The following is a 12,437-nucleotide window of genomic DNA, read 5'->3' as shown; positions in this document are numbered from 1 at the left end:
CAATATGAAATTTAACGAATTACCCTTTCACGAGTCTCTCTCTAAAGCACTTGATAAAATCGGCTATGTAGAACTCACTCCCATCCAAGCCAAATCCATCCCGTTCGCCATGGAAGGCAATGACCTCACAGGTCTTGCCCAAACCGGAACTGGAAAAACAATGGCCTTTTTACTTCCCACTCTGCACAGACTTCTCTCCGCAGAGGAAGAGGAAGCACTTCCCTATGCACTTGTCCTTGCACCGACAAGAGAACTTACGATCCAAATCGCAGAAGAAGCAAAAAAATTACTCGAGTTCACAGACCTTGGAGTAGCAACCATCATCGGAGGAACCGATTACAAATCCCAAGAACAGGCACTTGGCAACAAAGCTTGTATCATTGTCGCAACGCCAGGACGACTCATTGATTTTGTGAAAAACCATGGTCTCTCTTTGGAAAATATCAAAGTGGTGATCCTGGATGAAGCGGACAGAATGTTCGATATGGGGTTTGTCCAAGACCTGAAATACATCTTTCACAAATGTAAAAATAGAAAACAATCCCTTCTCTTTAGTGCCACACTCAGTTACGAAGTGGTAAGGCTTGCTAGTAAGTATTTGAATGATCCGATTGAAGTCCATATCAATCCGGAAAAAGTCATTACAGAAAGAATCGACCAATCTTTACTCCACTTAGGAAGAGAAGAAAAACTCCCTTACCTCGTCAATTCCCTGTTAAACTATCCAATCGAAGGCCTAGGAATCATTTTTACCAACTACAAAATGAACATCCCTAAAATTGTATCGGCCCTTCGTCGCTTTGGGATCACAGCAACTGGTCTTTCTTCCGAACTTGACCAGAAAAAACGAATCCGACTGCTTCGTGATTTTAAAGCAGGGAAATACAAATACCTCATCGCAACCGATGTAGCTTCCCGTGGGATTGACATTGAAAATATCGATGTGGTTTATAATTACGACCTACCACAAGATGCTGAAAATTATGTACACCGCATCGGTCGTACTGCACGTGCGGGAAGGAAAGGACAATCCATTGGATTTTGTTCCGAAACCGATTATACAGAACTGGAACGCATTGAAAAATACCTAAACTCCAAAATCCCTGTCGCGGAGATACGAGAAGAGTATTTGGAATTCCCTAAGGGTGAGTTCACTCCTGTCTTCGCAGATGAAGTGATCCCTGGTGAAAAAAAATACCAAGACCGCGAACGAGGTGGTCGTGGTGGAAAACCAAGGCAAGGGGAAAGAGGCGAACGTGGGAGTGGCGAACACAGGTCAGGTGACAGGAATCGTCACAAAGGCAAAACGGGAGGTGGGCACCCACCGGCAAAGATGTCCCATCCAGGTGGCCATCCTCACCAAACAGGACCTGAGCATAAACACCCAGCCAAAATGACCCACCATGAATTGAAACATGGTCACCAACCAAAAGAAGGGAAAGGCAAACCTCACAATAGAAAGAACGAACAAAAAAAATCATTCCAAAAGAATGACCCTAGACGAAATCTCTTCGACATCAACGAAGTGAAACAATCGAAAAAACAGAAACAATCGATTTGGAAATCAATTCTTTCTTTTTTCAAAAAAGATTAATCTTTCTTTTTCTTTTATTCTTTCCAAGTCTCGTAGGAGCAGAAGTCGCCAAACTTCCGCTTTACGGGAAAGGGAATTATGTTGCCTTTTCTGATCTCAAAACCATTTTACCCGAACTTTCCACCAAGTTAAAAAAATTCACAAGAGTAGGGGCCATCTTCACTCCGCAAGGAACCATCCATTTTCGGATCGGTAGTAGTTTTTATACTTTGGATGGTAAAATTCAAAAAGTCCCCAAAGCCATTTTGAAGAAAGAGGAAGAGGTGTATTTACCTCTTGATTTGGTGGAAGCTGTTTTTCTCAATTTGATTTCTTATGACGTTCGGTACCAATTTAAGGAAGGAGAACTTTGGGTACTTTTGCCGAAGGAGACTGTCCCCAAACGAAACTTAGCTGTCAAGGCAATCATCATTGATGCGGGCCATGGAGGAAAAGACCCAGGAACTTCCGATCCTACAGGTTATTTTGAAAAAGAAGTGAGTCTTGGAGTGGCCCGTTATACTTATTTGTACTTACGGAAGTACTACCCTGAAATCCGAGTGGAAATGGTCCGTAAGGATGACAGGTTTGTGGAATTGGAAGATCGTTCCAAATTTGCAAACCAAGTGCTCCGTGACACAAGGGATGTGATTTTTATTAGTTTCCATTGTAATGCCTCGCTCTCAGACAAAGCCGCTGGATTCGAAGTGTATTACCTTTCCCAAAGTCCGAGTACTGAGGCTGCACGAGAGACTGCCCTTCTCGAAAATCGTTACATCGGCAAAAACAAAAACCCAGTGGTGTCTCAGATCCAGTCCCAAATGCTTTCCAGTGTGACCCAAAGGCGTTCGAAAAAACTGGCCGATGCGGTGGCCAATCAATACGAAAAGGGTTTGAGTCCTGAAATTCCGTCTCGTGGAGTGAAAAAGGCAGATTTTTCCGTCTTGCGAGGAAGCCTAATGCCTGCTGTACTTGTGGAAATGGGGTATCTGACAAACCCTGAAGAAAGTAAACGTCTCCGCGACAAATCCTTCCAAAAGAAAATTGCTCGGAGTGTGATTAAAGGAATTCATGAATACGCATCTTCAAAAGATTAAAGAATTGTTACAAAACTATTGGGAGTTTTTAAAAAAAATCTCCATTCAGTTTTATCGAATTGGAACCGGAGAAACCAAACTCACTCGTGATTTCATTTTTTTATTTGCTTCTTGGTTTAGTTTACTTCTCTTTTTCAGTTTTTTCATTTTAGCGGAACAAAACCCATTCCGACTCCTTGTCCCATTTCAATTGTATTCGTATCCTTCCATTGATCATAGAGAGTCCATTACCATCTATATTTCCAATGGAGAAGGGGAACAAATCCCCATCCAAAGGAAGGTTTTAAAACGAGAAGAGATAGGTGATCTCATCTACCAAATCGTAGGTGAAGTTGGATCACCACCTTACTTCGATTCTGTGGAAGCTTTGGCAAAAGATGGAAAACTTTTTTCTCCTAAAAAACTATTGGATATTCGTTTTGCTTTAAAACAATCCTGGTTTATGGGTAAAAATGAAAAACTTGTGATGGATTGGAATGTCAATCGCCTGGAGTCCATTATGGAAAAATATAGACTCCCTCGCACGAAATCGGAAGGCGAAAATTTGGACCCAGAAGAAGAAAATCCCAACGCACCTGTGGATACCATCACCTATTATACAGGTGGAACGGAGACAGGGCCCAAGGAATCGGAAGAAGTTTTGAATAAACGTAGGATCCAAGCGATGGAACAAACCTTACGTGCGTTAAATGCTACGCTTTTTGAAAACTTCAAAGACGTCAAAACAATCGAACATAAATTTTCAGGAAACTTAAATCCCGTTTACCAATGGGATACCATTTCCCCACTCGCCTCTCGCTAAAATTGGGGTTTCCCCGATCTTTTTCTCCATTTTTCAAAATGTACTCATGGAAAATGGAGAAATACCGATGATCGTATGGGGAAAAATAGAAATTTTTTAAAAAAAAATAAAACGCTAAAGTAAGCAAAATTCTCTAAAAATCGGCAAAAACTGCCAAAATTCCTCAAAAACTACTTAATTTCATCGAATTAATTTCTTCTATCCGATCACCGACATACTAAGGGAATAAATAGAGATTTTAGGCACCAATGGGGCCTGAAAGCCAGACACAAAAAAAGCGAGAGAAGGGATTCTCTCGTTTGCCAGATCAAGTTTCAAGGAGGAAACCAAATGATCATAAACCACAATTTAGCCGCGATCAACTCACATCGCGTACTCAAGTTCCAAAACGAGGAAGTCTCCAAAAATATGGAAAAACTCTCCTCAGGTATGCGCATCAACCGAGCAGGTGATGATGCATCTGGCCTTGCCGTTTCGGAAAAAATGAGAACGCAGGTGAATGGTCTTAGACAAGCAGAAAGAAATACCGAAGACGGTATGAGCCTGATCCAAACTACGGAAGGGTTTTTGCAAGAATCGAATGATATCATTCAAAGAATTCGAACACTTGCAATCCAATCGTCTAACGGTATTTATACTGAAGAAGACAGACAAATGATCCAAGTCGAAGTGTCACAACTTATCGATGAAGTGGATAGAATTGCTTCCCAAGCTGAATTCAATAAAATGAATTTGCTTCAAGGTGATTTTGCACGTGGATCTAGAGCAACCTCTATGTGGTTCCATATCGGACCAAACATGCACCAACGAGAAAGAGTGTTCATTGCAACAATGACTGCACGTTCACTGAATCTAAAAGGTCAAAGTGGAGAACTCCTGTCTTTGTCAACTGCTGACAAGTCAAATGATGCGATCGGAACTTTGGATGCTGCGTTAACACGTATTAGCAAACAAAGGGCAAACTTAGGTGCTTACTTTAACCGTCTTGAGCATGCTGCAAAAGGGCTCATGAACGCTTATGAGAATACCCAAGCCTCCGAGTCTAGGATCCGTGATGCGGATATGGCAGAAGAAACTGTGGCTTTCACGAAGAACCAGATTTTAGTTCAATCTGGAACTGCTATGTTGGCTCAGGCGAATGTTCGTCCACAAGGAGTTCTTTCTCTCCTTCGTTAACAACCGTTAACAAAGTGAGTGGTTAGTGTAACTGAAGAGTTGTAAGAGATAATCAGCCGGCTTTCCCCTGCCAGGTGGCAAAATGAAAGCTCATCCTTGACACCGGACAGGGATTGTCCGGCTAAGAACGAAACATATACCGTTCTTGGTTATAACACAAAGGAGTGTAGGCCAATGATTATCAATCACAACATGAGTGCGATTCAATCACATCGTGCTCTCAAGTTTACACAATGGGATGTAGATAAGACCATGAGGAACCTCTCCACTGGGCAAAGGATTAACCTTGCCGGTGATGATGCTTCTGGTCTTGCTGTTTCGGAAAAACTACGGACACAAATTCGTGGTTTACGTCAGGCGGAAAGGAATACGGAAGATGGACTGAGTTTCATCCAGACTGCAGAGGGTTACCTTGACCAGTCGGCTGAAATCATCCAACGAATCCGGACCTTAGCGATCCAGACTTCGAACGGAATCTACACACCTGAGGACAGGCAACTCGTGCAGGTAGAAGTATCTGCGCTGGTGGATGAGATCGATCGAATCGCTTCGCAAGCAGAGTTCAATAAAATGAAACTGTTTGAAGGAGACTTCGCTCGAAAGTCAACAAAAGCATCGATGTGGTTTCACATGGGAGCAAACGCAAGGCAAAGAGAGCGTTTCTACATTGGAACTATGACTTCGAAAGCACTTAAGATGTCAGAAGGGGCAATTAAAATTGCACTCTCGACACCTGGAAAAGCTGACGAAGCGATTGCCAAAGCGGACTTCGCCTTGAACAAGATCATGAAGCAGAGGGCAGATATGGGAGCTTACCAAAATAGGCTCGAAAGTACTGCAAAAGGCCTCATGGGTGCATACGAAAATATGCAAGCATCCGAATCAAGGATTAGGGACGCAGATATGGCTGAGGAAATGGTAGCGCTCACGACGAAACAAATTCTCGTGCAAAGCGGTACGGCAATGCTAGCGCAAGCCAGCCTCAGACCAAATTCTGTACTACGACTTTTGAATAACACTTAAGTTGTAGAAGGCAAGAGTTGCCTTAAAGACGGTTGCCTCTTCTCGAAGGATACTTCGGGGAGAGGCTTTTTTATTTATAATGATAGTAGTGATTGGGATCATCCCATTTGGATTGTTCGATTTTGTCCAACTCATCGATGAGTGTTTGATCTTTTTCAGCTGCTTTTGGGTTTCCTAGTTCCTTCTGGATTTTGATCCGAAGTTCTAAGGCAGGGATAAAATCTTTCATCATGGTAAGGGCTTTGTCACAGTGGGTGAGTGATACTTGCAATTGTTTTGTTTCAAATAAAATTTCGGCCATGGAAAACCAAACACCATGAGTGAAGGAAGGATCTACCATAGACAGATATTCTTTGTATAAGGAAATGGCCATTTCAAAATCACCATTTGTTTTTGCTTCCTCGGCCTTGTCTAAAACTGCTAAAGCTTTTTTGCCATCTACTTCCATGGGAACCAAATTTTGATCATAGGAAAAAATATGTCAATTTTAGATTGATCCGATTTGAGTATGGATTGTATTAAAAATTTGGATTGGATACTGATCAAAAGGAAGGCTTCCCTTATAAATCAGTATAGACATTTTGTGGACCGCTACTGGAAATTCCATAGACAAAGAGACGATTGCCAATCAAAACAGCTCGATTTGCAATGGAATTGAATTCAGAATTGTAATTTAGATTTGGGTTCGTACATTGCCAAGTTTGACCATCATTACTTTGTAATAGGGCTAAGTTGGAAAAGATGATGTGAAATTTGTAGGTAGTAACATCAGAGTAAACCAAACCAAGAATGCTCGTATCGTTTGCATTCTGGATCACGTTACATGGAAGATTGAAACCACCACCTGACGTAGGTTTAACTCTTTCCGTTAGGAGGGACCAATTGATTCCATCTGTTGACTCCCAAAAATCAAACAGATTGGAAGATCCATTTTTTCCTCCGAGTAAATAGGCTTTTCCATTCCCAAAGCTACACACTCCCGAATTTCTGGAAGGATAGGCAGGGGAACTCGTGAGCGTGTTTGTGCTAAGCCCAGAATCAATGGTTCTTTCTACAGCAGTTCCATCCAAAATATAGGCGCTTGTATTATTATATTTCACCAAACAAAAGCCAGGTATCGTGCTGGAATTCCAATTCACTCCCGAATCTGTTGTATTATAATTCGACAATTGAAACCGACTCGTAAATGCACCAAAAATATTTGTATTGGTATTGTTGATTTGGTTGCCAACTTGAGAGTAATTGAGTCCATCCGAACTTGAATAGAGCCTTGTTGTTAGGTTTGTATTTTTAATATAAATCGCATAGGTCGTTGTTGTCAGTTGGTCAAACACCAAAGAATCAGTCGGATCCATTGTCCCAAATGGGGAAACAAAACTAGTCCACGTTCGACTTGGTCCGCCACTCAATGCATCGTATAGGACAAAAGAATTGATGAGTCCTCCTGTGGTCCCCGGATCGAAAAGGCTTCCTTTGGGGTTTGGATCCACTCGACAATTGGTATTGAAAACTGAGAACGAGATCATGATACAGAGAATGAGGGAAGTGTTTCGTCGAATTTGATTCATGATTAAAAAGCCCAAGTATATCCGAGTTTGTATTCTAGGCTTGTCATTCCATTCCTTTGGTCTCTTGCCAGATAAAAGTTTTGGTCATGATTCACCATATCCGCCTTGATATGGAGACCAACTTTTTTGTCCAAAGAAGTAGGAGATGAACTCGTTTTGTTTTCCCGAGGGAGGAAGGCATCGATGAGATTGATGAGAAAAATTCCGATGAGGATATCTGAGGCTGTGTTTAACGAATTGGCAGTGGTTCTGTAATCGGATGCTAAATTGTTTTTATCAATGAAATGGAGAGCAAAACCAGCATTTCCGGAGCTTAAGAAGAGTAGCGACCGAGTATCATTCTGGTATTCTGATTTCACATTCATATGTTCGTTCCAAGCATGATGGTAATTGATCGCTGCCCCTAAAAATGAGATCAGATAGAGGGAACCCCAGACAGGTTCATCCCAGTGGTATTGTCCTAAACCTGGTAAAATCGCGGATCTTCCTACCACTCCCCAACGTATTTTTTTCTGAGATCCATGGGATAAATGTTTCATCGAGTCTTCTGATTCATTGACTATTTCAAAATTGGAATTCGATGTTTCTTTCCATTCAGTCTCTGTTTTCTCGGAGGATAGGTTTTTTTTGATTTCCACTTCGACAATTTTTTTCACTTCTTTGGCATTCAATTCCTTGTAAGTGACTTTCAAGATATCAGTTCTTGGAAATTGTAAAATGATTCCGTCTTTCTCTTTTAGTTTCAGAAACTCTCTATTTTGTTCAATGACTCTTCCATAAAAGGATTTCCCTGATTTTAAAATGACGGTTTCAGCCGATAGAGAACCAGTGATGGTCAATAAAAGGAAAGTGGCACAATAGAATGTTAAATTAAGTTTCAATCAGTCTTCCTAAACTACTACATACGAATCCACCAAATTCATTGAAGGGTGGTTTCTTGCAAGCCAATCCAAAATTCCATCAATGAAATCTTGGATTCAAATTCCAAATGAAGAAAAAGGGTTGAATCTGGTTCGTTTCCAAAGTGATACTTACCAATTACAATGAATTGGGTATATTTTTTTCTCGGAGATCCAAAAAAACACTCTCTCGAACATAGGTTGTTCAATACAGTTTCTCTCATCAATGGCCTTTTAAACTTAATCGGAGTTTTTGGAGTTCTTTATTTAGAAAACTACAGGATCCTCATCTCACTGAATGTAGGATCTGGACTCCTAATGCTCGTTATGTACTACTTGAGCCGTGTCAAAAGTATCTATTTTATATTGTATTGGCCTTTCAATTTAACCATTCTCTTTTATTTGGCTTCTATGTGGTTTTTTAACGGTGGTTCGATTGGAGGAAATCATTATTATTTAATCCCATCCCTCGTCATTGCCCTCATTCTCATCAGAAATCACAATGTATGGATCGTGTATAGTTTATACATCGGAATCTCTGCCTCTCTGTATCTATTGGAGTACTTTCATAAAGATTGGGTAACTGGCTATGTTAGTGAGATGGATCGATACTTGGATGCTGGTGGAAATTATTTATTTGTGCAAATATTGACTGGGATTTTGATTTTTATCCTAAGCCGAAATTTAAACATCGAACGAAAAAAATCAGAAGCATTATTGTTGAATATCCTACCCGAACCAATCGCTGATGAATTAAAAAAAGAAGCACGAGTGATTCCAAAACGATATGAAAAATCATCCGTGTTGTTTTGTGATATGGTTGGATTTACAAAAATTGCAGAAACCATGAATGCGGAAGTGTTAGTCCATGAATTGGATCAAATTTTTCGTTCATTCGATCGGATTTGTAAAGAGTATCGAATGGAAAAAATCAAAACAATTGGCGATGCTTATATGGCAGTTGGTGGGATTCCAAATGAAAACATATCAAACCCAGTCGATGCCGTGTTATGCGGACTTGCTTTCCAGTCCTATATGGCCGAACCAAAAGAGATCCATTCCTTACAAGGGAGAGAGTTTTGGGAGATCCGATTGGGAATCCACATGGGGCCTCTTGTAGCGGGAGTGGTGGGCAGTGATAAATTTGCTTATGACGTTTGGGGTGATACAGTGAATACTGCAAGCCGATTGGAAAGTTCCGGTGTGGTCGGTGAGGTGAACATCTCGAGAGTTGTGTATGAAGAGGTGCAAAAGGTGTTTGAATGTGAATCGAGAGGGTTTGTTTCCATCAAAAATAAAGCCGATATCGAGATGTTTTTAGTGAAAGGTTTTTTGCCTGAGTTTGTGAGTCCAATCAATCCAAAAGAGCCAAATGAATTGTTCCTTCGGCTTTATAAAACAGGAGCACTATTTTATACAGATGATACGGAATCGTAAAAGGATTGGAATTCTAATCACACATCTTCCTACAGTGTTACGATCATTCATTCTGATTTGTGTATTCTTGTGGCAATGTTCCTCTTCAAAAGAAGGAAAGGAAACAATCAAACAAATTTCCATCCCTACGAAATTGGGGATGATGTCTGTTCTCACCAACAATTGCGAATTAAAATCAAAATTATTGGTGTGGATCCACGGTTCACCCGGGAGTGGTTCTGATTTTACTATGCACTTGGAAGATGAAGACTATGGGAAACATTATTGTATGTTAGTTCCCGATCGGTTAGGGTTTGGAAAATCCAATTCAGAAAATTTCCAACCAAGTTTAAAAATCCAATCAGATGCGATTGTAGAGATGGTTCATTTTTTTCTAAAACAGAAACATGTATCCTTTCAGAATGCAACAATCATCGGGCATTCCTATGGGGGGCCTGTTGCTTTCCAATCGACAATTCAATTGTCTAAGTTAAAACAGCCTAGTTGGAAAGTGGTTTTGATTTCTGCACCTATGGACCCAAAATACGAAGAACTTAAGTTCTATAATTTTTTTGCAAAGAATTATATCATCGAATGGATGTTACCAAGGTCTTGGGTTCGAAGTAATCTAGAGATGTTCCAATTAAAGAAGGAATTAGAAACTTTGGGAAGTGTCCTCAATGAGAATCAATTTCCTGTCATCACCATCCATGGAGAGGATGACGGAATTGTTCCTTTAGAACACATTTATTTTTTGGAAAAGATTCAATACAAAGGAAATCATAAATATTATAGGATCAAGGATGGAAGCCATTTCATTCCTTGGACTCGGTATTCAGAAATTAAAAATATTATTTTCAGTGAGGAATTCTAATGGAATCAATTTTACGTAATACCTATTTGTTTCATGTCATACGGTTTTTAATCGTTTTCATCATCGGGCAAACCTTGTATTTCAAATACACTGGATCTGAGGAGTCACGTTATATCTTCACCATACTTGGGATGGAACCTTGGGGTCGAATTGGGCTTGCGGTATTGGAAACCATTTGCATTGGATTCTTGTTATTTCCAAAATTAGTTTGGGTTGGTGCATTGTTGGCGTTTAATTTGATGTTAGGTGCCATTCTCTCTCACTTCGTATTTTTAGGGATTGTCGTTCAAGATGATGGCGGGTTACTTTTTCTTCTCGCAGTCATTGTTTTTTTGTTTTCCATTTATTTATTGTACTTCGAAAGAAAAAAAATCCCTTACATCAGAGATTTGTTTCCAACAAACTGAATTTTTTCCTGTAATCATTGTGATCACAGATCAATTGGAATATTTTTTGGTATGGAGTGAAAGGAATACCCAGGGAATGATTTTTGTATCCAATTTCAAAGATAAGTTTCCATTGCCTGAATAAAATGGAATAACTTTGTCTAATACTAAACTTCGGATCATACAAATTGGTTGATTCACTTGTCACTCCATTTAGCTCAATGATCTTGAGACCTTTCCCTTCCAGTAGGTCTTTCTTTTGGGAATAACGTATATCAAACCTTCCAAAAAAGAATCCTTTTGTTTTGTCTCCGATTCTTATCAATTGTTTTTCTAATTTAGAGGTTCGTAAGTGTTCGCCGTCTTGGAACATACATCCTTGGATGTGATTCCCAATCGTTCCGATGAAAATTGTTTTTCCTTTTGGAATGATGTTTTGTAAAAATCTTTGGTTGTGTTTTTTGTGCGACTCCCATTGGAATCGGTACCTTGGATGGTTTTGAATTAATGTTTCTAATGTGGAAATTCCATCGCCCGTAATTTTGGGAAACACTTTGTCTGTGATTGAGAATATGTTGCCATGAGGTTCATCTGGATTTCGATAATAAAAGATTCCCACCTCATAGGGGCCTCTCATCCATTCTTGTAGTAACCAGTCAATTGTGTATGTTTGAAACAATTGTTCCAATTCAGAAATTGAATGAATTTTTTTCACAAGAAACCCACGTTCCCCTTTGTCTGGTTTGGCGATGATGGGGAAGTCCAATTTCTTTTGTTTCATCCATTTGGTGACCGCTTGTATTTTTTTTGGATTCTCATTTCTAACAAGTAAGGATTTGGAAACAAATTCATTTGGGATTAGATTTAGGATTTCAGATTTGGATTCGCCAGCAATGCCTGAGGCAATGATCCCTGGGTTTGTTGTCGTTAGGTATCGAATCCCCCGGTATTTGAAGATGAGATAGAATAGATATGGAACGAGTGGTAAATAAAAAAGATAACTGGGCCAAAATTCCAATTTGGTAAACTTCTGGCATTGCAAAAATAGTTTTGATCTTTTTTCCGGAATCAATATCAGTAGAAACAATTGGAAAATGAGATAAAAACTAAGACCGATGGAAATGAAACCCCACCAATGCGAAAAATTGAAAAAATAGGATGAAATCCATTTTCCATATAAATAAACAAGTGTTACAAAAGCTGTTGTCCAAATGGTCACAGCAATGAAACTTGTGATCATAAAATTTACAAATGGCATTCGAAAGTATCCACTTAAGAGATAAAGTGGTAACCTGGTTCCTGGTAAAAATCGTGAGATCAAAATGGAAAATACGAAATTAGATTTCCATTGTTTGTAAATTTTTTGAGAGGATAATTTTTTTTCCCATCTCTCGATTCGTTTCCACTGTTTCAAATAGGTATGGAAAGAATATCCAACAAGATATAAGAGTAGGTCACCGATAAAAATTCCAAATCCAGTGAATAGAATGGCTAATACCAGTGAAAGTTTCCCTTCTTTCGCAAAAATACCTGCAGTGATGCAGGTGATGTCTTCTGAGACAAATGTAGAAAAAAATAAAACGAGAAATAAATTTTTCACTCATGACTAAACTGGTTTTTTTT

12 protein-coding genes are annotated in these 12,437 nt (G+C 39.6%); 8 read left to right on the top strand and 4 right to left on the bottom strand.

The genetic code is table 11. From position 1 onward, the window contains the following. Positions 1-4: 4 nt before the first annotated feature. The 5 genes from LEPBI_RS10550 to LEPBI_RS10530 all read left to right on the top strand — a co-directional run bounded on the left by LEPBI_RS10550 (position 5) and on the right by LEPBI_RS10530 (position 5,671). Positions 5-1,594, top strand: a complete 1,590-nt coding sequence (locus tag LEPBI_RS10550; RefSeq protein ID WP_012389108.1) for a DEAD/DEAH box helicase — start codon at positions 5-7, stop codon at positions 1,592-1,594. Beyond that, entirely contained in the window at positions 1,558-2,670 is a 1,113-nt protein-coding gene (locus LEPBI_RS10545; RefSeq protein ID WP_012476315.1) for an N-acetylmuramoyl-L-alanine amidase family protein, read from the top strand. The genes LEPBI_RS10550 and LEPBI_RS10545 overlap by 37 nt, the downstream gene beginning before the upstream one ends. Beyond that, positions 2,645-3,472 carry an LIC_10740 family protein gene (locus LEPBI_RS10540; protein ID WP_041769861.1) on the top strand — a complete coding sequence of 276 codons (828 nt, stop codon included), beginning with the start codon at positions 2,645-2,647 and terminating at the stop codon, positions 3,470-3,472. Before LEPBI_RS10545 ends, LEPBI_RS10540 begins: the two co-directional genes overlap by 26 nt. A gap of 330 nt (positions 3,473-3,802) precedes the next feature. Next, positions 3,803-4,648 (top strand): flagellin N-terminal helical domain-containing protein, encoded by an 846-nt coding sequence (locus LEPBI_RS10535; RefSeq protein WP_012389105.1) that lies wholly within the window; start codon positions 3,803-3,805, stop codon positions 4,646-4,648. Between the two features lie 174 nt (positions 4,649-4,822). Next, positions 4,823-5,671 (top strand): flagellin N-terminal helical domain-containing protein, encoded by an 849-nt coding sequence (locus LEPBI_RS10530; RefSeq protein ID WP_012389104.1) that lies wholly within the window; start codon positions 4,823-4,825, stop codon positions 5,669-5,671. A gap of 70 nt (positions 5,672-5,741) precedes the next feature. Here the strand turns inward: LEPBI_RS10530 and LEPBI_RS10525 are convergent, their stop codons facing one another. From LEPBI_RS10525 to LEPBI_RS10515, 3 genes are all read right to left on the bottom strand, one after another. Beyond that, a complete protein-coding gene (locus LEPBI_RS10525; protein ID WP_226992752.1) occupies positions 5,742-6,119 on the bottom strand; it encodes a tetratricopeptide repeat protein in 378 nt (125 codons plus the stop codon). A gap of 112 nt (positions 6,120-6,231) precedes the next feature. After that, positions 6,232-7,239, bottom strand: a complete 1,008-nt coding sequence (locus LEPBI_RS10520) for a hypothetical protein (RefSeq protein WP_012389102.1) — start codon at positions 7,237-7,239, stop codon at positions 6,232-6,234. A 2-nt stretch (positions 7,240-7,241) separates the two neighbouring features. After that, positions 7,242-8,120: an LA_0442/LA_0875 N-terminal domain-containing protein gene (locus LEPBI_RS10515; protein WP_012389101.1), complete on the bottom strand. Its 879-nt coding sequence runs from the start codon at positions 8,118-8,120 to the stop codon at positions 7,242-7,244. A 162-nt stretch (positions 8,121-8,282) separates the two neighbouring features. Here LEPBI_RS10515 and LEPBI_RS10510 point away from each other — a divergent pair, with 162 nt between their 5' ends. From LEPBI_RS10510 to LEPBI_RS10500, 3 genes are read left to right on the top strand one after another with little or no spacing between them, the layout of a single operon-like run. Beyond that, a complete protein-coding gene (locus LEPBI_RS10510; protein WP_012389100.1) occupies positions 8,283-9,575 on the top strand; it encodes an adenylate/guanylate cyclase domain-containing protein in 1,293 nt (430 codons plus the stop codon). Continuing rightward, entirely contained in the window at positions 9,559-10,428 is an 870-nt protein-coding gene (locus tag LEPBI_RS10505) for an alpha/beta fold hydrolase (RefSeq protein WP_012476314.1), read from the top strand. Before LEPBI_RS10510 ends, LEPBI_RS10505 begins: the two co-directional genes overlap by 17 nt. Then, positions 10,428-10,835, top strand: a complete 408-nt coding sequence (locus tag LEPBI_RS10500; RefSeq protein ID WP_012389098.1) for a hypothetical protein — start codon at positions 10,428-10,430, stop codon at positions 10,833-10,835. Before LEPBI_RS10505 ends, LEPBI_RS10500 begins: the two co-directional genes overlap by 1 nt. Here LEPBI_RS10500 and LEPBI_RS10495 read toward each other — a convergent pair. Next, the gene (locus tag LEPBI_RS10495; RefSeq protein WP_012389097.1) at positions 10,810-12,414 is read right to left on the bottom strand and encodes a DedA family protein; all 1,605 of its coding nucleotides are present in this window, start codon (positions 12,412-12,414) and stop codon (positions 10,810-10,812) included. The genes LEPBI_RS10500 and LEPBI_RS10495 overlap by 26 nt on opposite strands. Positions 12,415-12,437 lie beyond the last annotated feature (23 nt).

It is taken from the genome of Leptospira biflexa serovar Patoc strain 'Patoc 1 (Paris)' (assembly GCF_000017685.1).
GTDB lineage: Bacteria > Spirochaetota > Leptospiria > Leptospirales > Leptospiraceae > Leptospira_A > Leptospira_A biflexa.
The sequence above is the reverse complement of the archived record's forward strand: the minus strand, read 5'-3'. Positions and strand labels throughout refer to the sequence as shown.

What these genes read in the sequence shown, in the direction of transcription:
- LEPBI_RS10530 (WP_012389104.1), top strand. Translation starts at nt 4,823, where the DNA reads ATGATTATCAATCACAACATGAGTGCGATTCAATCACATCGTGCTCTC.
- LEPBI_RS10535 (WP_012389105.1), top strand. Translation starts at nt 3,803, where the DNA reads ATGATCATAAACCACAATTTAGCCGCGATCAACTCACATCGCGTACTC.
- LEPBI_RS10505 (WP_012476314.1), top strand. Translation starts at nt 9,559, where the DNA reads ATGATACGGAATCGTAAAAGGATTGGAATTCTAATCACACATCTTCCT.
- LEPBI_RS10510 (WP_012389100.1), top strand. Translation starts at nt 8,283, where the DNA reads ATGAATTGGGTATATTTTTTTCTCGGAGATCCAAAAAAACACTCTCTC.
- LEPBI_RS10540 (WP_041769861.1), top strand. Translation starts at nt 2,645, where the DNA reads ATGAATACGCATCTTCAAAAGATTAAAGAATTGTTACAAAACTATTGG.
- LEPBI_RS10520 (WP_012389102.1), bottom strand. Translation starts at nt 7,239, where the DNA reads ATGAATCAAATTCGACGAAACACTTCCCTCATTCTCTGTATCATGATC.
- LEPBI_RS10500 (WP_012389098.1), top strand. Translation starts at nt 10,428, where the DNA reads ATGGAATCAATTTTACGTAATACCTATTTGTTTCATGTCATACGGTTT.
- LEPBI_RS10525 (WP_226992752.1), bottom strand. Translation starts at nt 6,119, where the DNA reads ATGGAAGTAGATGGCAAAAAAGCTTTAGCAGTTTTAGACAAGGCCGAG.
- LEPBI_RS10550 (WP_012389108.1), top strand. Translation starts at nt 5, where the DNA reads ATGAAATTTAACGAATTACCCTTTCACGAGTCTCTCTCTAAAGCACTT.